This is a genomic window from Propionicimonas paludicola (assembly GCF_002563675.1).
In the GTDB taxonomy this organism is placed as follows: Bacteria; Actinomycetota; Actinomycetes; order Propionibacteriales; family Propionibacteriaceae; genus Propionicimonas; species Propionicimonas paludicola.
Genome location: NZ_PDJC01000001.1, coordinates 825,933 through 849,277, shown reverse-complemented (window position 1 = coordinate 849,277; position 23,345 = coordinate 825,933). Strand labels below are relative to the sequence as shown.

The 23,345-nt window shown below is 68.3% G+C and carries 21 protein-coding genes; 6 read left to right on the top strand and 15 right to left on the bottom strand.

Annotated features, from left to right (window positions below; all coding sequences use genetic code 11):
- Nucleotide 1: 1 nt before the first annotated feature.
- The 6 genes from ATK74_RS03760 to ATK74_RS03735 all read right to left on the bottom strand — a co-directional run bounded on the left by ATK74_RS03760 (nt 2) and on the right by ATK74_RS03735 (nt 7,458).
- Entirely contained in the window at nt 2-868 is an 867-nt protein-coding gene (locus tag ATK74_RS03760) for a serine protein kinase RIO (protein ID WP_098459788.1), read from the bottom strand.
- Between the two features lie 272 nt (nt 869-1,140).
- Nucleotides 1,141-2,802: an alpha-glucosidase gene (locus ATK74_RS03755; protein ID WP_098459787.1), complete on the bottom strand. Its 1,662-nt coding sequence runs from the start codon at nt 2,800-2,802 to the stop codon at nt 1,141-1,143.
- Nucleotides 2,792-4,390, bottom strand: a complete 1,599-nt coding sequence (locus tag ATK74_RS03750) for a glycoside hydrolase family 66 protein (RefSeq protein ID WP_211283274.1) — start codon at nt 4,388-4,390, stop codon at nt 2,792-2,794. The genes ATK74_RS03755 and ATK74_RS03750 overlap by 11 nt, the downstream gene beginning before the upstream one ends.
- Nucleotides 4,387-5,232: a carbohydrate ABC transporter permease gene (locus tag ATK74_RS03745; protein WP_098459785.1), complete on the bottom strand. Its 846-nt coding sequence runs from the start codon at nt 5,230-5,232 to the stop codon at nt 4,387-4,389. The genes ATK74_RS03750 and ATK74_RS03745 overlap by 4 nt, the downstream gene beginning before the upstream one ends.
- Nucleotides 5,229-6,137 (bottom strand): carbohydrate ABC transporter permease, encoded by a 909-nt coding sequence (locus ATK74_RS03740; RefSeq protein ID WP_098459784.1) that lies wholly within the window; start codon nt 6,135-6,137, stop codon nt 5,229-5,231. The genes ATK74_RS03745 and ATK74_RS03740 overlap by 4 nt, the downstream gene beginning before the upstream one ends.
- Nucleotides 6,138-6,165: 28 nt before the next feature.
- A complete protein-coding gene (locus ATK74_RS03735) occupies nt 6,166-7,458 on the bottom strand; it encodes an extracellular solute-binding protein (RefSeq protein WP_098459783.1) in 1,293 nt (430 codons plus the stop codon).
- A gap of 151 nt (nt 7,459-7,609) precedes the next feature.
- On the opposite strand from ATK74_RS03735, the gene ATK74_RS03730 reads away from it, so the two are divergent.
- Nucleotides 7,610-8,758: an ROK family transcriptional regulator gene (locus tag ATK74_RS03730; RefSeq protein ID WP_169923717.1), complete on the top strand. Its 1,149-nt coding sequence runs from the start codon at nt 7,610-7,612 to the stop codon at nt 8,756-8,758.
- A 2-nt stretch (nt 8,759-8,760) separates the two neighbouring features.
- Here the strand turns inward: ATK74_RS03730 and ATK74_RS03725 are convergent, their stop codons facing one another.
- The 4 genes from ATK74_RS03725 to ATK74_RS03710 all read right to left on the bottom strand — a co-directional run bounded on the left by ATK74_RS03725 (nt 8,761) and on the right by ATK74_RS03710 (nt 13,368).
- Nucleotides 8,761-10,437 (bottom strand): ABC1 kinase family protein, encoded by a 1,677-nt coding sequence (locus ATK74_RS03725; protein ID WP_098459781.1) that lies wholly within the window; start codon nt 10,435-10,437, stop codon nt 8,761-8,763.
- Nucleotides 10,438-10,444: 7 nt separating this feature from the next.
- Nucleotides 10,445-11,002, bottom strand: a complete 558-nt coding sequence (locus tag ATK74_RS03720) for a PadR family transcriptional regulator (protein WP_098459780.1) — start codon at nt 11,000-11,002, stop codon at nt 10,445-10,447.
- A gap of 92 nt (nt 11,003-11,094) precedes the next feature.
- Nucleotides 11,095-12,816: a ubiquinone-dependent pyruvate dehydrogenase gene (poxB, locus tag ATK74_RS03715; RefSeq protein ID WP_098459779.1), complete on the bottom strand. Its 1,722-nt coding sequence runs from the start codon at nt 12,814-12,816 to the stop codon at nt 11,095-11,097.
- A 63-nt stretch (nt 12,817-12,879) separates the two neighbouring features.
- Entirely contained in the window at nt 12,880-13,368 is a 489-nt protein-coding gene (locus tag ATK74_RS03710; protein WP_281255355.1) for a MarR family winged helix-turn-helix transcriptional regulator, read from the bottom strand.
- A gap of 21 nt (nt 13,369-13,389) precedes the next feature.
- On the opposite strand from ATK74_RS03710, the gene ATK74_RS03705 reads away from it, so the two are divergent.
- The 5 genes from ATK74_RS03705 (at nt 13,390) to ATK74_RS03685 (ending at nt 17,894) form a co-directional block, all read left to right on the top strand.
- Nucleotides 13,390-13,815 (top strand): organic hydroperoxide resistance protein, encoded by a 426-nt coding sequence (locus tag ATK74_RS03705; RefSeq protein ID WP_211283273.1) that lies wholly within the window; start codon nt 13,390-13,392, stop codon nt 13,813-13,815.
- A gap of 364 nt (nt 13,816-14,179) precedes the next feature.
- A complete protein-coding gene (locus ATK74_RS03700) occupies nt 14,180-15,286 on the top strand; it encodes a FecCD family ABC transporter permease (protein ID WP_211283272.1) in 1,107 nt (368 codons plus the stop codon).
- A gap of 54 nt (nt 15,287-15,340) precedes the next feature.
- The gene (locus ATK74_RS03695) at nt 15,341-16,348 is read left to right on the top strand and encodes an ABC transporter substrate-binding protein (RefSeq protein WP_169923716.1); all 1,008 of its coding nucleotides are present in this window, start codon (nt 15,341-15,343) and stop codon (nt 16,346-16,348) included.
- The gene (locus ATK74_RS03690) at nt 16,345-17,142 is read left to right on the top strand and encodes an ABC transporter ATP-binding protein (RefSeq protein ID WP_098459775.1); all 798 of its coding nucleotides are present in this window, start codon (nt 16,345-16,347) and stop codon (nt 17,140-17,142) included. The genes ATK74_RS03695 and ATK74_RS03690 overlap by 4 nt, the downstream gene beginning before the upstream one ends.
- Nucleotides 17,139-17,894: a class I SAM-dependent methyltransferase gene (locus ATK74_RS03685; RefSeq protein WP_098459774.1), complete on the top strand. Its 756-nt coding sequence runs from the start codon at nt 17,139-17,141 to the stop codon at nt 17,892-17,894. Before ATK74_RS03690 ends, ATK74_RS03685 begins: the two co-directional genes overlap by 4 nt.
- A 93-nt stretch (nt 17,895-17,987) precedes the next feature.
- Here ATK74_RS03685 and helR read toward each other — a convergent pair whose 3' ends face one another.
- From helR to ATK74_RS03660, 5 genes are all read right to left on the bottom strand, one after another.
- Nucleotides 17,988-20,144, bottom strand: a complete 2,157-nt coding sequence (gene helR, locus ATK74_RS03680; RefSeq protein ID WP_098459773.1) for an RNA polymerase recycling motor ATPase HelR — start codon at nt 20,142-20,144, stop codon at nt 17,988-17,990.
- A gap of 184 nt (nt 20,145-20,328) precedes the next feature.
- Entirely contained in the window at nt 20,329-20,679 is a 351-nt protein-coding gene (locus ATK74_RS03675) for a hypothetical protein (protein ID WP_098459772.1), read from the bottom strand.
- Nucleotides 20,679-21,737, bottom strand: a complete 1,059-nt coding sequence (locus tag ATK74_RS03670; protein ID WP_143483551.1) for a serine hydrolase domain-containing protein — start codon at nt 21,735-21,737, stop codon at nt 20,679-20,681. Before ATK74_RS03670 ends, ATK74_RS03675 begins: the two co-directional genes overlap by 1 nt.
- Nucleotides 21,734-22,240, bottom strand: a complete 507-nt coding sequence (locus ATK74_RS03665) for an ArsR/SmtB family transcription factor (protein WP_098461959.1) — start codon at nt 22,238-22,240, stop codon at nt 21,734-21,736. Before ATK74_RS03665 ends, ATK74_RS03670 begins: the two co-directional genes overlap by 4 nt.
- A 51-nt stretch (nt 22,241-22,291) precedes the next feature.
- On the bottom strand, nt 22,292-23,269 hold the full coding sequence (locus ATK74_RS03660; RefSeq protein ID WP_098459770.1) for a nucleoside hydrolase: 978 nt from the start codon (nt 23,267-23,269) through the stop codon (nt 22,292-22,294).
- Nucleotides 23,270-23,345 lie beyond the last annotated feature (76 nt).

Here is a 23,345-nt window from a genome sequence, read left to right as displayed (position 1 = left end):
CTCACCAGGCGTAACCCAGCAGGTCGGCGAGCAGCTCGTCGGCGTCCACCGGATAGCCCTTGGCACTGAACCAGGTCGCCATGTTCGTGCAGTCGCGCAGCAGGAACTCGACTGCGTGCGGGTTCGCGGCCAAATCGACCAGCTGCGGCACGTCGATGATCACCAACCGCGGCTCGGCGCTGTCGGCGTCGGCCACCAAGGTGTTGTACGGGCTCAGGTCACCGTGCACCAGACCGAGGCTGGCCATCGTCCGCAGCGCGTCGCGCAGTTGCTCGAACAGTCGGGCGAGGGCGGCCAAGCCGGGACGCACCTGGTGCAGCCGGGGAGCGGCAACCGTCGGCCCGGACGCCGAGTCGGCGATGAACTCCATCAGGATCTCGCGGCCGTCGACCTGCACCGGATACGGCACCGGCACTCCGGCCTCGTAGAGGCGGACGAGCCCCGACCACTCCGACCTCGCCCACAGATCGGCCTCGACGGACCGTCCGAAGTTGGTCTTGGTGGCCATGGCCCGCGCATCGCGGCTGTTTCGGACCCGGCGACCCTGGGTGTAGGCGTCGTCGCGGCGGAACAGCCGGTGCTCGGCCGACCGATAGCGCTTGGCGGCCAGCAGGCAGCGGGCGTCCGGATCACCAGGAACTGCCCGCTCCAGCAGGAACACGTCGGCCTCCTTGCCCGTCTTCAGGACGCCGAGATCGGTGTCGATCGCTGCCGAACTGGTGACGACCCACTGCGGCCATGGCTGCGGTCCCCGGCACAACCGTTCGACGGTGTCCCAGGTGGACCAACGTTGATGCTCGGCGAGGTCTTCACCGAGCGCGCGATAGGAAAGCTCATCCCACGAGATGGCTGGACTGATGTCTGACAAGGGGTTCTCCTGGAAGGAGGAGGCACCCGTAACAGGTAGAGGTCAGAGCGCGGGAGCCTCGAATGAATGGACGGACGCGAAGGGCCCATCGACAGTGGGTGACATTTCACGGCCTCCTTTCATGAGGCAGGTGCGGCTGACTACGTGATCGACGCTAGCAGCGGTACGGACGGACGGTCAATTCTTCACCTGGCGAGTGCGGCGGCCGTCGAAGGACAGCCACCGCTCGCCGGACGCCAACTGAACCGCCGGCCCGAGGCGTCGAACTGGGCTCAGCCGCCCAGGCGGCGCAGCACAACGGCCTGCCAGGGCGCCAGGCTGAGCCAGTCGGCGGAAACCGGCAGGTTCGAGAGCACGACCGTCCCGCCATCGGCGGCGACTTGCTGAGGGGTGCTCGACAGGTTGATCAGGGCCTCGATCGTCGAACCCTCCCCCACCCGCACCAGCCGGACGACGCTGTCGCCGACCAGTTCCAGGGTGTCCAGCCGGCCCAGCGAGATCGCCGGTTCAGCGTGCCGCAGAGCGATGAGCCGGCGGTAGTAGGCCAGCACCGAGTTCGGGTCGTCCGCCTCCGCGGCAGCGTTGAACAGCCCACGCTCGGGGTGCAGCGGCAGCCAGGCCGTCCCCGTGGTGAAGCCGCCGGACGGGCTGGCGTCCCAGGCGATCGGGATCCGGGCGTTGTCCCGGCTCACCGGAGCCACTCGGGCGATCGCCTCGGCCGGGGTCAGGCCCCGCGAAAGCAGCGCTGAGTAGGCGTTCAGCGCCTCGATGTCCTGGCACTGATCCGGGCTGGTGAAGCCGAAGTTGGTGGTGCCGAGCTCCTCGCCCTGGTAGACGAACGGGGTGCCGCGCAGCAGGTGCAGCAGGGTGGCCAGCGCGGTGGCCGACTCCCGCCAGTACGCCGGGTCGCCGAACCGCGAGACCACCCGCGGCTGGTCGTGGTTCGACCAGTACAGCGCGTTCCAGCCGTCCCCGATCTCGAGCTGCCAGCGGCGCAGATTCTCGACCAGCTCGGCCAGCTGCAGCGGACGCGGATCCCACTTGGTCTCGCCACTGTCCAGGCCCACGTGCTCGAACTGGAACAGCATGTCCACCTCGCCGCGGGCCGGATCGGTGTACAGCTCGCCGTCGCGGACGGTCACGCCGGGCGCCTCCGCGATCAGCAGGACGTCCGGGCCGACCGCGCCGCGCATCTCGGCCAGGAACTCGTGGATCCGCGGCCCGTTGGAGAAGTAGGGGTACCCGTCGCCCAGCCCGGACGAGCCGACCCGTCCGTCGGGGTAGCGCGGATCCTTGGAGACGAAGTTGATCACGTCCATCCGGAAACCATCGACGCCACGGCCCAGCCAGAACCGCAGCACCTCGGCCAACTCGGCCCTGACCAGGGGGTTCTCCCAGTTCAGGTCGGGCTGCTCGGGGGTGAACAGGTTCAGGTAGTACTGGCCGGTGGCCTCATGGAAGGTCCAAGCCGGGCCTCCGAAGATCGACTCCCAGTTGTTCGGCTCGGCCCCCGGCTGCCCGGCCACACAGCCCGGACGGGCGTCACGCCACAGATACCAATCCCGCTTGGCCGCGTCCCGGGAGGCACTCGCCTCGACGAACCACGGGTGCTCGATGGACGTGTGGTTGAACACCACGTCCATCACCAGCCGGATGCCGCGGGCATGCAGGCCGGCGATCAGTTCGTCGAAGTCGGACTCGGTCCCGAACAGCGGGTCGATGCCCCGGTAGTCGGCCACGTCGTAGCCGGCGTCCGCACCGGGCGAGGGGTACACCGGGGACAGCCAGACCGCGTCAATGCCCAAGTCAGCCAGGTAATCGAGCTTCCCGATGATGCCGCGCAGGTCACCGATGCCGTCGCCGTCGGAGTCGGCGAACGAGCGGGGGTAGATCTGGTAGATGACGGCCGAGCGCCACCATTGGTCAGTTCGCATTGTTCTCTTTCACCACAATCAGCTGCCAGCTGTGCAGGCTCGGCAGGTCCGCCTCGAGCAGGCCGTCCACGGCCCGCAGCGGCAGTTCGATCAGTCGTCCGGCGCCGTCCGGATCAGCGACCAGCACCCGGCAGCCCGCCGCCGAGATCGGACGCACCCGCAGCACTCCCTCGGCCACCTCCGTGGCCGGACGCTTGGGCGCATCCCATTCGGTGTCGTCCTGGCCGATCAGGTTGATCAGATGGACGATCAGGTCGTCGCCGCGCCGGGTGATCCGGCGCCAGATCTTCCCCGGCTCCGGGTTCCAGCCAATCTCGACACCGTCGAAGGCCACCTCGAGATCGCCGTTGTACGCATCGGCATAGGCCCCGGTCACCTCGACCAGCCCCGGGTCGGTCAGGTAGTCGCCGTGCTCGACCAGGAAGTCGTACCAGCGACGCAGCATGGCGCCGGTTTCGGGCCGCATCGGATGGTTGCGGACGTAGTACGGGTCGGTCAGGATCCGATCGGCCTCCCCGACCAGCAGATGGCTGCCGCCGTGGGAGAAGACCGTGGCCATGGTCAGCCGGGCCGCGGCATCGGCGGCGTCCTGATCGGGGAGCTCGTAGGGCTTGAGGTAGGCGCTGATCACCACCGGCTTGCCGTGGCGGCGGCTCGCCGTGGTCAACCGGGAAAGGTCGGCCAAGGTGGTGTGCGGCGGCCACACCTCGACGTAGACCGCATCTTGCGGGCTGCCGCCGGTCCGCCAGGTCGGGAAGTCGTTCACCTGGTTGAACACCAGCCGCGCCTCGGGCAGCGCCTGGCGCACGGCCGCGATCATGGTGGCGAAGGCCTCGGCCAGATCGACCAGGGCCCCGTCGCTGCGCCGGGCGCGCTTGGGGTAGCCGTACTGGTCCAGGTGGTAGCCGGTGAAGCCCAGCCGTGCGGTGGCCTCCTGCAGCTCGCTCGCGAAGTGCTCCAGCCAGGTCACATCGGACGGGTCGACGATGGTCAGGAAGTCGCCCAGGCCCCACGGCTGCCCGTCCGCCTGGCGCAACACCTGGTCGGCCCACACGTCGAGTTCGGCATCGCCGACTCCATAGACCGCCGCGTAGCCCAGGCTGCGGGCACCAGCGGCAGCCAGGCCGTCCACCAGAGCGCGGACGGTATCCAGGCTCACCGGCTGGCCCAGCGCGTCCGCGTAGAGCTCACCGCCGCCGTTGAGGTCGGCATGCCGATAGGCCCAGTCGTAGAACTGGACGTCGGTCAGGTGCAGCCGGCGCGCAAAGTCGACCACCTCGGCCACATCGCGTCCGGGCCGGTAGTCGACCACGAAGCCGTAGCGCATGTCCTGGGCCCCGACCGCGAACGCGGTCCGGGCCAGCACTCCGGAGGCGTCCCACACCTCGGCGCCGTAGCGTCCGCCCGGCAACCCGGCGAACCGCACCCAGCCGTCCGCGGCGATCGCCCGGGCGACCTGCTCACCACCGCTCCACACGGCAACAGACGCAGCCTCGGGCAGCCCGCGCAGTTCGAGCAGCACGTCCTCACCGGCGGCGAAGGCAGCCTTGGCCGGCAGGAGTTCGGGACCCCACATTGACGTACTCATCCCTTGATTGCTCCTGCCGTGAGGCCCTGCACAAAGTACCGCTGGAAGATCAGGAAGACCGCGATCACCGGAATGATGGCGATCAGCGAGGCCGCGAACACCAGCCCCCACTGGGTGGCATTGGCACCCTGGAACAGCCGGATCGCGATCGGCAGCGTGCGCAGCTCGGTGTCGCGGATGATCGTGGCCGCCCAAGCGAACTCGTCCCAGGTGGCCAGGAAGGTGAAGATCGTGGTGGTGGCCAGCGCCGGGGTCGACAGCGGCAGGATCAGCCGGACGAACCGGGTCCATGGGCCGGCACCGTCCACCTGCATGGCTTGGTCGAGCTCATTCGGGATCGAGACGAAGAAGCTGCGCAGCAGATAGGTGTTCAGCGACAGGTTGCCGGCCACGTAGAACACGATCAGGCCCAGGTAGGAGTCGAGCATCCCGAAGCCCTTGGCCAGGATGAACTGCGGAATGATCAGCATCATGGTCGGCACCATCAGGCCGAGCAGGACCACCCGGAACAGCAGCTTCTTGCCGCGGAACTCGAAGCGGGCGAAGGCGTAGGCCATCATGGCGCTGAGCAGCACCGACAAGAACGTGGACGTGACCGCCACCAGCAGCGAGTTGGCGAAGTAGCGTCCGAAGTTCTGGGTGTTCCAGACCTGGACGTAGTTGTCGAGGGTGGCCGGGTTCGGGATGAACTGCGGCGGCACGGTCAGCACATAGGCCTGCGACTTGAAGCTGGTCGAGATCATGTAGAGGAACGGCGTCACCATCACCGCGGCCGCCACGATCAGGAAGGCGTGACGGACGACGGCTGCCGCACCCTTGCGGACGGTCCGAGAGCTGCTCATTCGGACACCTCCTCGTCGGTGCGGTAGACCCGCAACTGGATCATGGCCAGCACGAACACCACCAAAGTCAGCAGCACGGCGATGGCCGAGCCGTAGCCGAAGTCGAGGTCACCGAAGGCGACCGAGTACAAATAGGTGAGCACCACCTCGGTGGCTTGAGCCGGCCCACCGCCGGTCATCAGCAGCACCGAGATGAAGACGTTGAAGCCGCCGATCACCAGCATCACCAGGACGAAGGCCATGGCCGGCCAGATCGCCGGGAGGCTGACCACCCGGAACCGCTGCCAGCGGTTGGCGCCGTCCATGGTGGCAGCCTCTTCGAGCGCGGCCGGAATACCTTGCAGGGCGGCCAGGAAGATCATCATCGACCAGCCGATGCCCTTCCAGATGCCCAGGGCGGCGATCGCGATCATGGCGGCCCAGCGGCTGGACAGCCACGAGATCGGCGAGGCCATCGACGGGTCCATCAGCCAGTTGATCAGGCCCTGATCGGCGAACAGGTACTTGAACAGCAGCGAGACCACCACCCAACTGGTCACCACCGGCAGGTAGAACAGCACCCGGTAGACCGGCTGAGCAGGGGACTTCGCCTTCAGCAGCAGGGCCAGCCCCAGCCCCAGAATGATCTGGGGCGGGACGGTGAGGACCATGTAGGCCCCCGAGTTGGCCAGCGCCGTCCAGAAGATCGGGTCGTGGAAGGCGCGGACGTAGTTGTCGAACCCGATGAACTTCGACGAGGCCGCCGACAGGACATTCCAGTCGTACAGCGACATCTGAGCCGCATTCAGGATCGGGTAGATGATCGCCACCAGGAACAACACCAGTCCCGGTGCCAGGAACAACCATGGGGTCAGGGCCTGGCGTGAGGCGCCCCCGGCGGCCGGGGCCGCCTCACGTCTGGTCATGTACTTTCCTCTCCGAATCGCTGTGGCCCTACTTGGCCAGCAGCGGGTCGATCTCCGCAGCGGCAGCCGTCAGTGCTGCCTGGACCGTCGCCGTCCCCTTGAACGCCTCGGTGAGGTGATTGTTCAAGATGGTGTCAACCTTGGCGGCCTCCGGGATATTCAGCCGGGACTTCGCGGTCTTCAGCTGCTCGGCGAACGGCGCCAGGTACGGGAACTGGGTGGCGGCCTTGGTGCCCGTGGCCTCGACCACCGGCATCTGTCCGGTGGCGGCCATGGCGAGCTGGAACTCCTCGCTCTGGGTGAACCGGATGAACTTCAGGGCAGCCTCGGCGTGCTTGGTCGAGGTGCTCATCACGATGCTCTCGCCGCCGATCACCGACACCGAGCCGCCGTCACCGGCCGGGACCGGGGAGTAGTTCGGCGCGAACTTCGGGTACTGCTGCTTCCAGATGTCGACCATCCACGGCCCGTCCAGGATGGACGCGTAGTTGCCGCCCGGCAGGCCGTCCGAGGTGCCGGTGGCGCCCTGGTTACCGGTGATCAGGTTGGGGATCTGTCCGGCCTTGTACAGGTCGACCAGCATCTGCACGGCCGCTACCGACTTCGGCGAGTCCAGGTAGCCGCTGGCCTTGGTGACCGCGTCGTCGGTGAGCGCACCGCCGCCGGACCAGATCCACGGCATGATGTTCCACTGCCCCAGACCACCGTCGGCGAAGGCCTTGATCTTGGTGCCCTTGAGCTTGTCGGCCATGGCCGTGAACTCGGCGAAGGTGGCCGGCGGCTTGCTCAGCCCGGCAGCCTTCAGCGCCTCGGGCGAGGTGACCAGGACGCGGGTGTTGGTGTCCAGCGGCAGGCCGTAGTAGTGGCCGTTCCAGGCATTGGCGGCCAGGGTGCCGGGGTACACGGCGTCGGCGAAGGTCTTGAAGTCCGGCATTGTCTGGTCCAGAGGCGCGAACGCGCCGAGCTTGCCGTACTGGGCGATCCAGCCGATGTCCGAGCGGAGCAGATCGGGCAGCTCGCCGCCGGCTGCGGCCGTGGTCAGGGTCTGCTTGAGCTGGTCATAAGGCATATCGACGTAGTTGATGGTGATGTCGGGGTTGGCCTTCTCGAACGAGTCGATCAGCGGCGCCAACGCCTTGGTCTGAGAGCTGTTGCCGCCGTTGCCGTAGGTGCCCCAGAAGGTCAAGCTGACCTTCTCCGCGGGAGCAGAGGCATTGGGAGCAGAGCCGGACGCGGACGGGGCAGCAGTGCCCGTCCCGCAGCCGGCCAAAGTCAGGGCCATCACAGCAGCAACCGCACCGAGTAGTCGAGCGTGCTTCATTGCGGTCTCCAATCGGTCAGGGCGCAACGCTCGGTCGCGCCGGTTTGATTCTGCGATGGAATCAACTATCCGTCAAGTGGGGCAAAGATCACAGCTTGGCAACGTTGTTGCTTCGACTATAGAATCATTCGCACCTCAGAAGGAGCAGGACATGCGCGTCGCACCCTCACCCTGGCCATTGGCCGGTGCGCCCCAGGCCGTCGCCCTGGAGATCCTGCGTTACGGTCCCCTGCCTCGCACCGACGTGGCCCGGCGGCTCGGATTGTCGGCAGGCACCTTGACCCGGCTGGCCTCCGAGCTGATCAGCGACGGCCTGATCGCCGACGGAGCCGAACAGCCCACCGGCAACCCCGGACGCGGCACCCGTCCGCTGCGGATCGTGGCGGAGTCGCATCACTTCATCGGCCTGAAGCTGACCGGCAGCGAGCTGTTCGGGGTGCGCACCAACCTGCGCTCGGACGCCGCCGCCTTCGCCTCCGAGCCGCTGCGCTCGACCCAAGCCGAAGAAGTCGCCGATCAGATCGGTGAGTTCGCCGAGCGGCTGGCCGGCGACGTCCCCATCTCCGGGATCGGGATCGGGCTGGGCGGACGGGTGGACGCCCAAGGCATCGTCGTCTCGGCCCCGTTCCTGCGCTGGCACGACGTCCCACTGGCCGACCTGGTGACCCGCCGACTGAACGTCCCCGTAGCGATCGACAACGACCTGACCTCCCTGACCGAGTTCGAGAACTGGTTCGGCGACGGCGCCGGGCTGGACCGGTTCGCCGTGGTCACCATCGGTGCCGGCGTCGGCTACGGCGCCGTGGCCAACCGTGAGGTGATCAACTCCGTCGACGCCGGGCTCGGCCTGATCGGCCACTGGCCGCTGGACCCGCTGGGCCCGCTGTGCCCCGAGGGTCACCGCGGCTGCGCCCACGCCATGCTGGCCATGCCGAGCATCGCCACGGCCGCCTCGCAGACCATGAACTCCGAGATCGACTACGCCAAGGCGCTCGAACTCGCCGCCACCGGCACCCCCGGACCTCGCCGCGTGGTGGACGCCGCAGGCCGCTCACTAGGGCTGTTGATCGCCGACATCGCGAACCTGATCCTCCCCCAGCTGGTCATCATCGGCGGCGAGGGCGCCCTGCTGGCCGAGGTGGCCGCCGAGGCGCTGCAGGCCGGGATCACCGAACGTCGCCACCCCAAAGCGACCCCGCTGAACATCGTGATCAGCAAGGCCGATGACGAACTGTGGTGCCGCGGCGCGGCCGTCCGAGCCATCGAACGGTTCGTGTTGGGACTGGCCCCCACCGCCTGAACTCAGGCCGGCGGGTGCCGGCGTCCGCCGAGCAACACCGCTAGCAGCGGCAGGATCGAACCCCACATCAGCACCTGGGCCAGCACCGGCGCGGGCGTCCACAACAGGGCACCGGCCAGCAGCAGCGCGGCAAACACGACCGCGTAGGTCATCTTGTTCATGGTCCGATCGAGCCGGCGGATGCGCAGGTCGAGGATCGGCGTGCGAACCGCCAGCTCACCGCGCTCGACAGTGGTCAGCACGCGATCGGCCCGAGCCGGCAGCGCCACCAAGGTCTGCAGGATCTTGCCGCCCTCGCTGGTGATGGTCTGCCAGGAGAAGCCACCACCCTCGTCGCCGACCAGCTTGGCGGTGTAGGGCGCCAACGTGGCCCACAGGTTGAAGGACGGGTCCAGGCCGGTGCACATTCCCGAAAGGATGGCCAGGCTGCGGCCCAGCATCAACAGGTTCTCCGGCAGCTGGAACGGCATGCTGACCATCAGTTCGCGGAACTGCAGGCCGAAGCTCATCATCTCTTCATGGCTGATCTCCCGCAGGTCACCCATGCTCATTCCGCCGAAGCGGTCGAAGACCTGCGCGGCGGCCAGCTCGAGCAGCTTGGTGTCGGCGGTCGGCAGCAGAACGTCCAGCGAGCTGAAGGCGGCGACCAGGCGCGGGGCATCCTGAGTGGCCACGGCGATCAGCGCCTCGCGCAGCGCGTCCCGCAGACCCTCGGGCACCCGTCCGACCATGCCGAAGTCGATGAAGGTGAGCTGGAACTCCCCCGGCTCGGGCAGCGGCGTGACGAACAAGTTCCCCGGGTGCGGGTCGGCGTGGAACACGCCGTCGTCGAAGATCTGCTGCAGATAGCTGGCCACCAGCTTCTCGGCCACCTTGCCCCGGTCGATGCCGGCCGCGGTGATGGCGTCGTAGTCGCCGATCCGGATGGCCGAGACGTCCTCCAAGGTGAGCACCCGCTTGGTGGTCCGCTCCCAGGCGACCTCGGGAACCAGAATCAGCTCGTCCTCGGCAAATGCCTCACGGAAGTGTTCGGCATTGCGGGCCTCACCCAGGTAGTCGATCTCCTCCAGCGACGTGGTGGCGAACTCCTCCACCAGCGCCGGAACGTCCACCCGACTGCTGACCGGCTTGTACCGGGTGAGCCACTGCCCCACCCGGCGCAGTGCGGCCAGGTCGGTCTCGACGATCTTGTCGATCGAGGGACGCTGCACCTTCACCACCACGTCGGCGAAGCCGGTCTCGGCCGCGTCGTCGGCCTTGAGCACGGCCCGGTGAGCCTGGCCCAGGGACGCGGCCGCCAACGGCTCGGCCTCGAAGCTGGCGAACACCTCACTGAGTGGACGCCCGAACTCGGCCTCGGCCAGAGCCTTGATCTGGTCGTAGGGCGCCGGCGGCACTTCATCCTGAAGCCCGGAAAGCTCGCTGGTGATCTCGGCGGGCAGGACGTCCAGCCGCGCCGAGAGGAACTGCCCGCTCTTGATCAGCAGGCCGCCCATGCCGATGGCCAGGGTCCGAAAGCGCGCTGCGGCCCGCCGGTTCCGCTCGGCCCGGGTGCGGTTCGACAAGGAGCCCAGCCCGAGCTTGGGCAGGATCAACTCCCAGTAGATGAACCCGGCCGTGAGGACGCCGAAGAAGGTGACGATTCGGCGGTAGCGGGCTCGCAGCTGCGCGGTGGTCATCGGACGATCAGTCCTCGGCCAACAAGGCGTAGACCTGCTTGCGGGCAGCGTTCAGGATCTCGGCGGCTTCGTCGATCTTGGTCCGATCACCGGAGCGTCCGACCTGCATCACCGCGGACGCCAACCGTCCGCCGGCCTCCCGTAGGCCGAGCAGACCGTTGCAGTCACCGACGGCAGCGGCCACGTCCCACGGAGCCGGCTCTTCGGCCAGCTCGTCCACCGCGGCCCGACCGGCGTCGGTGAGCGAGAAGACCTTCTTGCCGCCGGACTCCTCGGCGCTGACCAGGCCCTCGTCGGAGAGCAGCTGCAGGGTCGGGTAGATCGAGCCGGCACTGGGCGTCCAGACGCCACCGCTGCGCTGCTTGAGCTCCTGGATGATCTGGTAGCCGTGCATCGGGCTCTCGGCGAGCACCTTCAGGATCGCGGCCCGGGTGTCGCCGCGGCGAGCCCGGCCGTGCGGGCCGAAGTGGGCGCCCATCGAGCCGGCATGACGGCCCCAATCGGCCAGCCCACGCAGGAACGCGGACGGGTCCGCGCCGAACGGATTGCTGTGCGGATGCGACATAGCAGACCTCCTTGAGTCATATTGCGATATGTCGTTAACTATCGTAGCGCCGGCACTCAAGGGGAGTCTCGCCGAGATCGTCCGGCCATCGCCTAGAACACCTGACGCAGATTCACCTTCGTCAGATCGAGCAACTCGTCTCCCCGGCCGGACAGCAGAGTGCGCATCGCGTACAGCGCGAAGCCCTTGGCCTGATCGAGCTTGATCGACGGCGGAATGGTGAGCTCCTGACGTTCGGTGACCACATCGATCAGGGCCGGCCCGTCATAGGCGAAGGCCTGAGCCAGTGCGCCCGGCAGATCCTTCGAGCGGGTGACCGTGATCCCCAGCATCCCGACGGCGGTAGCGATCGCCGCAAGATCGGGGTTGCTCAGTTCAGTGGTGTCGCTGACGAAGCCCGAGGCCTTCATCTCCAACTCCACGAAGTTGAGCGAGGAGTTGTTGAAGACCACCAGCTTCACCGGCAGCTTGTTCTGGGTGAGGGTGAGCAACTCCCCCAGCAGCATCTCCACACCACCATCCCCGGACAGTGCCACCACCTGACGTCCCGGGAAGGCTGAGGCCACCCCGACCGCTTGCGGCAGGGCATTGGCCATCGAGCCATGCAGGAAGGAGCCGATCAGCCGCCGCTTGCCGTTCATCTTCAGATAGCGGGCCGCCCAGATCACCGGCGAGCCGACATCGGGGATGAACACGGCATCGTCGCTGGCCAGGTCGTCGATCACCTTCGCGATGTACTGCGGGTGCAGCGCTGCCGCAGCCTTCCGCGGCGTGGCGAGGTCGTCCAGCTTGGTCCGGGTCTTGCGGTAGTGGGCCAGCGAGTCGTCCAGGTGGGCGCGGTCGGCCTTGCGCTCCAGGAGCGGCAGCAGCGCGGTCAGCGTCTCACCGACGTCGCCGACCATGCCGAGCCTCAGCGGCACGCGCCGCCCGAGGCGCTCACCACGCAGGTCGACCTGGATCACCGTGGCCTGCTCGGGCAGGAATGGACGGTAGGGAAAGTCGGTGCCGAGCATCAGCAGGGTGTCGCAGTTGGCCAGCGCCCGGTAGCCGGACGCGAAGCCCAGCAACCCGGTCATTCCCACGTCGAAGGGGTTGTCGTACTCGACGAACTGCTTGCTGCGCAGCGTGTGGACGATCGGCGCCCCGAGCCTGTCGGCCAGTTCGATCAGCTGGGAGTGGGCACCCTCGACGCCGGCCCCGGCCAAGATGGTCACCTTCTTGGCCGCGCCCAGCAGGTCCGCAGCCTCCTTCAGCTCGGACTCAGCCGGCACGACCCGCGGACGGCTGGCCCGCACGGTGGTGACGGTGGTGTCCACCGCGTCGGCCAGGGCTACGTCACCGGGAATCACCAGCACGCCGACTCCGCGCTGCTCGACGGCGGCCTGCATGGCCGTCCGCAGCATTCGGGGCATCTGGATCGGCGAGGCCGCATACTCGCAGTAGACCGAGCACTCCCGGAACAGTTCCTGGGGATGGGTCTCCTGGAAGTAGTCGCTGCCGATCTCCGAAGTGGGGATGTGCGCAGCGATGGCCAGCACCGGCACTCGGGAGCGCTGCGCATCGAACAAGCCATTGATCAGATGCAGGTTACCCGGCCCGCAACTGCCGACACAGACCGCCAGCTCGCCGGTCAGGGCCGCTTCAGCACTGGCCGCGAAGGCCGCTGCCTCTTCGTGCCGAACGTGAACCCATTCGATTCCCGAACCGCGCAGCGCGTCGGTGAAGCCGTTGAGCGAGTCTCCGGGGATTCCGTAGACGCGCTTCACGCCGCTGGCGACGAGGGTGTCGACGATGTTCTTGGCAACTGTGGTCATGATCCTTCTCTCGGACTGTGCGTACCTCAGTCCTAGCCCCCACAGCCGCGGGTTTATGCCCATCTACGAAATAGGGGCACCCTGCGACTCATTGGCCGGGGCAAGGCGACACAGCAACTCGGATAGCTGCGCCTGCAGCTGGACGTAACTGTCCTCGTCCAGGCCGAGTGCCGCAGCGATCGCCGCCGGAACGTGGCGAGCCCGTTCTCGGAGGCTCACACCGGCCGGGGTGAGCGCGACCAGCACGCGCCGCTCGTCCTCGACATCACGGCGCCGATCCACCAGACCGGCCGCCTGCAGCCGCTTCAGCAGCGGACTGAGCGTCCCGGAGTCCAGCCGAAGGCGCTCGCCCAGCTCACCGACGCTCACCGGCGACTGCTCCCACAGCACCAGCATCACCAGGTACTGCGGGTAGGTCAGGCCAAGCTCGGACAGCAGCGGCCCGTATCGGGCAGTGACCGCGCGGCTGGCCGCATACAGCGGAAAGCACAGCTGCCGGTCAAGCAGAAGCCGATCAGAGTCGGCCGACTCCTTCGAGTTTATCTTTTGCACAACTTGATTGTGCCACATACAGTGGCAGACATGAAGCCTCTGTACACCGCATCAGCCCTCGCCACCGGCGACGGGCGCAATGGCCACGTCTCCACCCAGGACGGACTCGTCGACTTCGACGTCCGGATGCCGCCCGAACTCGGCGGCCCCGGTGGCGCGCCGAACCCCGAACTGCTCTTCGCCGCCGGCTATGCGGCCTGCTTCCACTCCGCACTGCGCAGCGTCGCTCGCGGCACCAACGCCGATGTGACCGACTCCGAGGTGGTCGCGGACGTATCGATCGGCTCCCTGGACAACGGCGGCTTCGGCCTTGCCGTCGCCCTCGAGGTGAACCTGCCGAACGTCGAGCCGACCCTGGCCCAGGAACTGCTCGAGAAGGCCCACCAGGTCTGCCCGTACTCCAATGCCACTCGCGGCAACATCGAGGTCACCCTCTCCCTGGCCTGAACACGTCCCACCGGACGATGCCGTGCCGAACCTTGGTGAAATGAGAATCATTTTCATGTAGTGTCCGGGTGTGCCCCGCTCCCTGAGACCCCGGCCGTCGGTCACCGACCGGCGGCCGGGCCCTTCACTCTCAGCTCTTGATCAGCCGAAGGACCACCCGGCTGATCGCGCTACATTCGCCTGGTTAGGCAATTCGCACTGGAAGCAAGAAGCCGGTCAGAACCCGGCACTGTCGCGCAACCGTAGATCGACAATCGTCGATGAGTCGGACCGAACTTCTAGTGATTCGCACGTCACTACACGCTGTCGCGAACACAGGGTGGTGGGTTCCCCCTCCCCTGGTTGCAGCGGGGAGGGTCCGCTCGTGGTCACCGCTGAGCACGTCCGCTCTGATCGTCATCACCTGAGCACCGGAGACCACCTCCGGCACCGCCATCGGCGGGCGGCACTGCCGCTGATCGCCCTGGCCGGACTCACCCTCGCCCTCACTGTGGTCAGCGTGGGCACCGGCCCCGCCATGATCGACTTCGCCACAGTGGCGCAGATCCTCGGCCAACACCTGATCGGCGTCCCCGCGGACGCCACCTGGAGCCACACCAGCGACACCATTGTCTGGATCACTCGGCTGCCCAGAGTCGTGATGGCTGTCGGCGCCGGCGCCACCTTGGCGATGGCCGGCGCCGCCCTGCAGGCCCTGGTCCGCAACCCGCTGGCCGACCCCTACCTGCTCGGCATCAACTCCGGTGCCTCCACCGGTGCCGCGACCGCGATCGTCCTGTTCGCCGGCTCCGGGGCCGGCATTGGCCTGCTGTCCGGCTCGGCCTTCGCCGGTGCGGCCCTCGCCACCCTCATGGTGCTGGCGATCGGCGGCGGGTCGGGAGCGTCCGGGCCATTACGCCTGGTGATGGCCGGCATGGCCGTCGGCTATGCATTCTCCGCGGCAACCAGCTTCCTGACCTTCGCCGCCGACTCCGCCGAAGCCAGCCGCTCGATCATGTTCTGGATGCTCGGCTCGCTGGCCACCATTCATTGGCCGGTAGCCCTGCTCGGCCTGTTCACCGCCGTCCTGGCCGGCGCCGCCCTGACCGCGCTCGGTCCGCAGCTGGACGCCATCTCGGCCGGCGATGACGTCGCTCTCGCCGTCGGCGTACGACCCGACCGGGCTCGGCTGGCGATCATGCTGGTGGTCTCGCTGGCCGTGGGCATCATCGTGGCCAATGCGGGCAGCATCGGCTTCGTAGGCCTCGTGGTGCCGCACTTCGCCCGCTATCTGGTGGGTGCCCGGCACCGCCTGTTGATCCCGGCCAGCGGACTGCTCGGCGCCGGCTTCCTGATCGCCACCGATATCGCCGCACGGATGCTGTTCGTCCCCCAAGAGCTCCCGATCGGCGTCGTCACCGGCGTGATCGGAGCTCCCTTCCTGCTCGTCCTGGCCCGCCAGCGAGAGAACCGCCCACACACCGTCCGCTGAGCCACCCGGCCCCCATCGACATTGCCAACCGAACAAGAAAGAAGGAAACCACCCGTGAAGAACCCGACTCTCCGGCTCCTGGCGAGCCTCGCGGCAGGAGGCCTGTTGCTGGCCGGCTGCGCCAGCCAGCCGGTCAGCCCCGCCACCAGCGCCGCACCGGCGGCCAGCACCGCGGCCGCCGCATTCCCGGTCACCGTCAAGAACTGCGGGCGCGACGTCGTCCTGAAGGCCGCCCCGAAGCGGATCTTCCTGGTGAACAACGACGATGTGGCCCTGCTCGACTCCCTGGACGCCGTCGACCTGGTCGTGGCCCGAACCGCCGACCTCACCGCCGGGGTCTACTCCGACAAGGTCACCACCGCCCTGGCCAAGATCCCGCTCACCAAGACCGAGACCAATGCGACCGGCGGATCGGTGATCTCCACCGAGGCGATCCAGGCCGCTGCTCCCGACCTCGTCCTGGCCCCGCAGGGTGCCGTGGACGCGGAGGCGCTGGCCGCCTCCGGGATCGCCGCCTACTCCCCGCCGGCTTACTGCGCGGACTCGGCCAACTCTCCGCAGGGGACGGCCTCCTTCGACTGGGTCTACGACCAGCTGACCGCCTTCGGCGCCCTGCTCGGCAAGTCCGAGCTGGCCGGCCAGCGGATCAGCGAGTTGAAGGCCCAGGTCGCCACTCCGTCCGCCAGCCAGGGCAGCGCGGTCGCCCTGTACGTCCCGACCGGCGGCGGAGCCCTGTACCCCTACGGCGCCCCGAGCATGGTGACCCCGATCTTCGCCGCTGCCGGCCTGGAGAACGTGTACGCCGGCTCCAAGGAGCGGGTGTTCGAGGTGAACCTGGAGGATCTGCTGCAGAAGGACCCGAAGACGGTCGTCCTGCTCTACTCCGACGGCAGCCCTGAGACGGCTGTGAAGAACTTCGAGGGCGTCAACGGGGTGAAGGCGCTCAGCGCGGTGAAGAACCACCGGGTGATCGCCCTGCAGTTCCCGTTCACCGATCCGCCGACCCCGCTGTCGATCCAGGGCGTGAGCAAGCTGGCTGAGTTGCTCGCCACCCTGCAGTGATCCAGGTCGAGGGGCTGGCCTTCTCCAGGCAAGGCAGGCGGATCATCGAACCGCTCTCCTTCACCGTGCCCGACGGCTCAGTGTGGGGCGTCGTCGGGCCGAACGGGAGCGGCAAGACCACTCTGCTCCGGCTGCTCTACGGAGCCCTCAGCCCTCAGGCCGGCGTGGTGCGGATCAATGGCCAGCCCCTCGACTCCTTGGCCCGACGAGTGATCGCCCGTCAGGTTGCGGTGGTCACCCAGGGCGAGAACTCGGAGTCCGGGCTCAGCATCGCCGACAGCGTGATGCTGGGCCGGATTCCACACCGGCGGATGCTCCAGTGCCCGTCGGCGCGGGACTACCAGGCCTGCGCGGACGCACTGGGGCGCGTCGGCGTCGCCGAGCTGGCCGAACGTCCGGCCAGCCAGGTCTCCGGCGGCGAGGCACAGCGGGCCCTGATCGCCCGGGCCGTGGCCCAGGAGGCCGAGCACATCCTGCTCGATGAGCCGACCAACCACCTGGACATCCGCCATCAACACGAGGTGCTGACCACCGTCCGCGAACTCGGCTCAACCGTCGTGATCGTGCTGCACGACCTGAACCTGGCCGCCACCTACTGCGACACCGTCCTGCTGCTGGACGGCGGACGGTCGGTGGCCTGCGGGACGCCGTCCGAGGTGCTCACGGCCGCCCATCTGGAGCCGGTGTACCGGGTGTCGGTCGACGTCCTGATCCGGGCCAACGGGCGTCCCCACCTCGTCCTCAGCGAAAGACCACTACCCCATCTATCCGACTCCGAAAGGAAGACCGCATGACCACCGATATCCGCCCAGAGGAACTGCTGGAGCGTTGGGACCGGCAACAGTCGGCCTACATCCGCCATCGCAACCAGCGTTTCGATGCCATCGCAAACGTGGTGGAGGAACTCGTCGGGCCGAACCCGCGGGTACTCGACCTGGCCTGTGGGCCGGGGTCGCTGACCGCGCGGATCCGGCTCCGGCTGCCCGGCTCGACCGTGGTCTCGGTGGACAAGGATCCGTTGCTGATCGCGATCGGGACCGACGTCTTCGCCTCCGACCCGCAGGCGCAGTTCCAGCTCGCCGACCTGGACGATCCGGCGTGGCTGGACCACCTGGGAACCTTCGACGCCGTCGTCTCGAGCACCGCGCTGCACTGGCTGGCCCCGGGCGTGCTGGCTCGGGTCTACTTCGAGCTGGCCGGACTGATCCGCCCGGGCGGAGTGTTCCTGAACGGCGATCACCTGCAGTACGACGCCGCCACCCTGCCGCTGCTCAGCCAGCTGGCCGAACGCGACGACCAGCAGCAACAGGAGCAGGCCTTCGCCACCGGTGCCGACAGTTGGGACGCCTGGTGGGCGCTGGCGGCCGGGCGTCCCGGCTACGTCGAGGCCGCCGCCCAGCGCGAGCTGTGCTGGCAGGGGCACGACGCCCCGCCCCCGAAGGTCACCCTGGGCTACCACCTGGAGGCACTGCGCAGCGCCGGCTTCGGTGAGGTCGGCACCGTGTGGCAGTACCTCGACGACTACGTGGTGGCCGCGATCCGCTAGGCGGAACCCTCGCTGCGCTCAGTCGGCCATGGTTCGGCCGACTGAGCGTGACAGAGGGACCGGGCTCGCGGTCACCGGCCGGGTTACCGAGCCCTACCGTGACGGTTCAGGGAGATCCAGGATCACCAGTTCGCTGGTGGCCCTCGTCATGGAGACGTAGCGGTCGACAGCCTCGGTCACGGACGCGGCCGGGTCGTGAGCCCCGATCAGAACCACCAGATCGAACTCCAGGCCCTTCGCCGTGGCCGGGGTGAGCACCCGGACGCGTTCGGACTCGACAACGTCGGTTTGGCCGATGACGCAGACGATGCCCTCGTCATGGGTCTCGAGCCATTCCGTCACGATCCCGGCCGCCTCACTCGGGCGTCCGCGGCGGACTGCGGCCCCGGTGCGCCGAATCGAGATCGGCACGTTGGCATCGGGCAGCACGGCACGGATCACCGGCTCGGCCAGCCCCATCACCTCGGCCGGCGTCCGGTAGTTGATGTGCAACTCCGCGTGGTGCAGCTCGGTGAAGCCCAGCCCGGTGAGCCGGTCGGTCCAGGTCCCGGAGAAGCCACGCCGCGCCTGGGCTCGGTCCCCGACGATCGTGAAGCTGCGGGACGGGCAGCGGTCGATCAGCATCAGCCATTCGGCATCAGTCAGTTCCTGCGCCTCATCGACGATGATGTGGGCGAACGGCCCGGCAAGCTGGTCGGAGCCCGCCGACGGCGCGGCGTCCTCATCGATCAGGGCATCCCGCAGGCTGTCTCGCCGCAGCAGCTGCAGCGGACTCTCCGGGTCGTCGTCGTTGGCCAGCAGATACTCCACCAGGTCGTCGCGGTACTGGCTCTGCTCAGCCAGGATCCGCTCCCGGCGCCGGGCCCGGGCCGATTCCTGCGGATCTCCGACCCGCCGCCGGGCCAGATCCAGCAGCGGCAGGTCGGAGCTCGTCCACTGATCGGGCTGCCGGCGCTGAAGCAGCTGGACCTCAGCCTCCGACAGCCAGGGCGCGCAGCGACGCAGGTAGGCCTTCACCGACCACAGATCGCCGACCAGCTCGGCGCCATCCAGGATCGGCCAGGCCCGCCCGAACGCCTCGCGAAGCTCGGCATCCCCGCGCAGAATGCGCTGCACGGCCTCGGGCTCCAGATCGTCCACCTCGACCTTGTCGGCCAGGACCTCGATCAGCGCGGCCCACACCTCATCGCGGGCCTGGTTGTGGGACGTCCCCGGCTCGGCGCTCTCGAACGCCTCGGCCCAGTCGTCCGCCGACACCCGGACGTCGAACCAGTCGGTCTCGACCAGCATGGCGCCGGTCGGCGGCTCCTCGTAGAGCCGGACGGCCGGCTCGATAGCGGCCAGCATCCGCGGATCGCCCTTCAGCTCCGCAACGCGCGCGTCGGCCTCATCGGCGGCCGTCGCACCTTCGGCCACCAGGTCGCTGATGGTGCAGGTCCGGACGCCATCCTCACCGAGGCTGGGCAGGACGTCGGCGACGTAGCCCAGATACGGCTGGTGCGGGCCGACCACCAGAACGCCGCCGCGGTGACCCTGCAGCCGGGGGTCGGCGTAGAGCAGGTAGGCCGCCCGGTGCAGGGCAACCACGGTCTTGCCGGTGCCCGGGCCACCCTCGACCACCAACGCACCCGAAGATCCGGCCCGGATGATCGCATCCTGGTCGGCCTGGATCGTGCTGAGGACGTCGCGCATCCGCGCAGAGCGGCCGGCGGCCAGACTGGCGATGAAGGCAGAGTCCTGGTCCAGCGCCAGTTGCCCGTGCCCACCCGCGCCGAGCAACTCGTCCCAGTAGTCGCGGATGCGTCCATTCGTCCAGCGGTAGCGGCGACGGCTGACCAAGCCCATCGGCTGGGCTGCAGTGGCAGCGAAGAACGGCTCGGCGGCCGGTACCCGCCAGTCGACCAGGAGAACCTGGTCGTCGGCATCGAGAAGCCCCAGCCGTCCGATGTAGGTGACGGTGCCGTCGCTGTCGACCATCCGGCCCAGACAGATGTCCAGGCCGTAGCGACGCATGGTGCGCAGCTGAGCGCTCAGCCGATGGATCTCCAGATCGCGATCCATCGCGCCTCGCCCGCGCCTGCTGGCTTCGGCCAGCAGTTCGGCCAGTCGAGCCGACGTCTGGGCGATCCGCCGATCGATGCAGGCCGCCACGGCGGCGAAGTGCCTCCGATCGTCCCCGATCAGCCGCTCGTCGGCCTTCTCGGCTCGTCGCGGCGGGAGATCGAACACATCTGCGGTTGCCTCAACCATCGCCACCCCACCTTCACGGCAGCGGCCACCTAGTCGGGGTTGACTAGGAACAACGCTGCCTCAGGCGGACCATTGTGCGGCCAATGGGGGGCCTTGCGGCAAGACCGGGGGTGAGCTATAGATTGGAAGTGCCAGGACGGCGCGTGCCGCCGGGCGATCCCCCGCCGGAAGAGCCACTGGCCGCTCAGCCGAAGGCCAGCAGGGCCACACCGGCGGCCACGGACACGGAGATCACCGTTCCGCCGACACCACGCCAACGCGGGCGATCCGGACGCAGCCAGGGCACTCTCGTCCACCGCAAGACTGCGGCGGCCACGCCAACGGCAAGCCCCCCGACCAGCACCAGCCACCACAGCGGACCGATCGAGGCCCACGGCGTGAGCAACCAGGCCACGGTCATCACCACGATGCTGTTCAGCCCATCGTTGATCAGTTCGAGCCGACTGGCGCCCGCCCAGCGCGGGCTGCGCGAGCCAGCCCGAACGATGAAGAGGGCCACCACTCCGACAGCCACCAGCCCGGTGAAGTACTCCATCACTTCACCTCCATCAAGGCCCAGCCGAGCTCATCGACCGATGCCGCCGTGTTGCTCAGCACGACCACGGCTCGTCCGGTGGTGCGGTTGAAGCCCAGCCAGCTGGAGAAGCCTCCGGTGCCTCCGTTGTGCCAGCAGACCTCGCCGGTGGTGATCCAGGCGAAGCCGATCTGCTGCCCTTCGGCGATCGGCGTTCGTGGGTCGGCGGCTGAGGTGAACGGCAGCGTTCGGTCACGATGAGCCACTGCGTAGCGGACCAGGTCGTCCAGGGTGGAACGGATGCTGCCGGCCGGCGCCGAGGCGCCCAGCGTCCACGGGCTGGCCGGACGACCGGAGGCGGTGTACCCGGTGAGCGCACCCTCTTTCAGCTCGGTCGGCGAGGTCGGAGTGGAGCTGTCCCGCATCCCCAGCGGCGTGAACACCCGCTCGGTGACCAGCGAGGGGTAGTCGGTCTTGGCCGCCACTGCCAGCGCCTGCCCGAGCAGCGCGAAGCCGAAGTTGGAGTACTCGAACTCCCGAGCGCCGACTTCGGCATGCCGCGCCTCGTCCCGGAGTTCGTCGACGCTCCCGCCGTACGGATCTGTGGCACGGATGCTCGCGATGATGGCCTTCCACCACTGCCGCGCCGAGGGTGCCAGCCGGGGCAACCCGCTGGAGTGAGTGGCCAGCTCCACCAGCGGCACCGAGGCGGCCGGCGAGTCACCCAGGTCGAGCAGTTCCCCCAGCTGTGTGGCCTCGGTGACCTCGCCACGCTCGATGGCCTGCGCCAGGAGCGCGCCAGTCACGGTCTTGGTGATCGATCCGATCTCGTAGGCCGTGGTCGCGGACGAGCCGAAGCTCACCTTCTTCACCTCGGCGCCGTCGATCACAGCCACACTGAGCTGATCCCTGGCCCCGGGAAGCCGCGCCAGCTGCGCCCGCACCGCCTCGGCCAACTCCGGGTCACCGGTCACCGAGGTCGACAGCTGCGGCGGCCGTGGAATCGTCAGTACCCCCGCCAGCGCCGTCGCCGCCGCAGCGACCGCGGCGACCAGCTCCACGCGTCCGAACCGGCTCACGACGCACCCCTGGTGGCGGCAAGGATCACCAGCAGCGGCACCACCCGCTCGGCCGGGATGCCGTAGTGGCCCCGCCCCGAGGCCTGTAGCCAGCCGTGGGCCACGAGTTGGTTGAGGTGGTGATAGAGCTGGCCGGTCGTGCCCATCCCTTCCGCACTGGAGAGATCGGCGACCGCATTGGCGCCGGCCAGCACTGCTTGCAGGATCCGCAGCCGGGAGCGGTTGCCCAGCGCGGATAGGGAGGCGGCGGCCTGCCCCCAGTCGCGATCCATCAGCTGCTCGAAACCCAGCCCGATCTGCCACTCCACTGGCCCGGCCGCGGTCTCAACCGCGCCGGCGTAGACGACGCCGGACTCAGTGCGCTGCTTGAGCCCTTCGAGGACCCAGAACCTTCCGGCGTCGCCGGCACCCGGAGAGTCCGGCGAGGTGCGCCCTGCCTCGAGAGCCTCGATTCGCCGGGTCAGTTCCGCCAGCTGGAGAGCAACAGACCTGTCTTCATCCATTGCTCCATTATTACGTATTTTTGGAGGCAATCCAGAGATCGGGCCTGGAAGTCAGCTCGACAAGCCCGAGACCGGCAGGTTCGGCGTTGTCGGCGTCGCCAGGATCCCACCCAGATACTCATAGAACGCCGCACCGTCGACGGCCTCGATCACCTGCGCGTTCACCGGCAGGTCGAACTTCTCCCAGGCCATCACCGACATCCCTCGGTTCAGTTCGGAGGCGGTCTCGACGTCCACCCGATAGCCGGACTCGGCAGTGACCAGTTCGGGGTGCAACAGGACGGCGACCGAGAGCGAGTCTGGGTGGGTGGAGCCGTCGATCCCGACCGACTCGTCGTAGTCAATGGTGGCCGCGCACATCCGGTGATAGAAGCCGGCCAGCGGCGTCCCCAGCGCTCCGAGCCGGTCGTAATCGGCGCGCGGGAAGGTGGCGTCGCTCAACGTCAACGGCGCCCAGGGGACGATCCGCAGGTCGCCGAAGCCTGCCTGCAGGACGACCTGCGCAGCCTCGGGATCGACGTAGAAGTTGAACTCTGCACTCGCGGTGATGTTGCCGCGGGCGTTGTTCGAGCCACCCATGATCACCAGCGTCTTCACCCGTGAGGCGAAGCCCCGGTCGAGCACGATGGCCGCGGCCAGATTGGTGAGCGGGCCGATCGCCACGATGCTGAGCTCACCGGGCGCCTCGGCGGTCAGCCGCAGCAGGGCCTGCACGGCGTGCTCGTCGGCCTCCACCAGCGAGTCGGACGGGATCGAGAGCCCGCCGGAGCCGTCACCGTGGACGTCCTCGGCCGACTCCCAGTGCCGCAGCAGCGGCTGGGTGCAGCCGCGATGGATGGGCACCGTGCCCAGGCGTCCAGCAACGTTCAAGGTGAGGTGCGCATTGGCCACCTGCTGCTCGAAGCCAACGTTGCCGGCCACCATGGTGATGGCTCGCAGGTCGGCCACCGGGTCCAGCAAGCCGGCCAAGATGGCAATGCAGTCATCCTGCGCAGTGTCGGTATCGATGATCAGCGGGATCGTGGGCATGCATTCTCCTGACTCGGCGGCCACCGCAAGGTAACCGCGTGCCGCACCCCGCTGGCGAGCCGCCTAGGCAGAACTC

What these genes read in the sequence shown, in the direction of transcription:
- ATK74_RS03755 (WP_098459787.1), bottom strand. Translation starts at nt 2,802, where the DNA reads ATGCGAACTGACCAATGGTGGCGCTCGGCCGTCATCTACCAGATCTAC.
- ATK74_RS03750 (WP_211283274.1), bottom strand. Translation starts at nt 4,390, where the DNA reads ATGAGTACGTCAATGTGGGGTCCCGAACTCCTGCCGGCCAAGGCTGCC.
- ATK74_RS03745 (WP_098459785.1), bottom strand. Translation starts at nt 5,232, where the DNA reads ATGAGCAGCTCTCGGACCGTCCGCAAGGGTGCGGCAGCCGTCGTCCGT.
- ATK74_RS03740 (WP_098459784.1), bottom strand. Translation starts at nt 6,137, where the DNA reads ATGACCAGACGTGAGGCGGCCCCGGCCGCCGGGGGCGCCTCACGCCAG.
- ATK74_RS03735 (WP_098459783.1), bottom strand. Translation starts at nt 7,458, where the DNA reads ATGAAGCACGCTCGACTACTCGGTGCGGTTGCTGCTGTGATGGCCCTG.
- ATK74_RS03730 (WP_169923717.1), top strand. Translation starts at nt 7,610, where the DNA reads ATGCGCGTCGCACCCTCACCCTGGCCATTGGCCGGTGCGCCCCAGGCC.
- ATK74_RS03725 (WP_098459781.1), bottom strand. Translation starts at nt 10,437, where the DNA reads ATGACCACCGCGCAGCTGCGAGCCCGCTACCGCCGAATCGTCACCTTC.
- ATK74_RS03720 (WP_098459780.1), bottom strand. Translation starts at nt 11,002, where the DNA reads ATGTCGCATCCGCACAGCAATCCGTTCGGCGCGGACCCGTCCGCGTTC.
- poxB (WP_098459779.1), bottom strand. Translation starts at nt 12,816, where the DNA reads ATGACCACAGTTGCCAAGAACATCGTCGACACCCTCGTCGCCAGCGGC.
- ATK74_RS03685 (WP_098459774.1), top strand. Translation starts at nt 17,139, where the DNA reads ATGACCACCGATATCCGCCCAGAGGAACTGCTGGAGCGTTGGGACCGG.
- helR (WP_098459773.1), bottom strand. Translation starts at nt 20,144, where the DNA reads ATGGTTGAGGCAACCGCAGATGTGTTCGATCTCCCGCCGCGACGAGCC.
- ATK74_RS03675 (WP_098459772.1), bottom strand. Translation starts at nt 20,679, where the DNA reads ATGGAGTACTTCACCGGGCTGGTGGCTGTCGGAGTGGTGGCCCTCTTC.
- ATK74_RS03665 (WP_098461959.1), bottom strand. Translation starts at nt 22,240, where the DNA reads ATGGATGAAGACAGGTCTGTTGCTCTCCAGCTGGCGGAACTGACCCGG.
- ATK74_RS03660 (WP_098459770.1), bottom strand. Translation starts at nt 23,269, where the DNA reads ATGCCCACGATCCCGCTGATCATCGATACCGACACTGCGCAGGATGAC.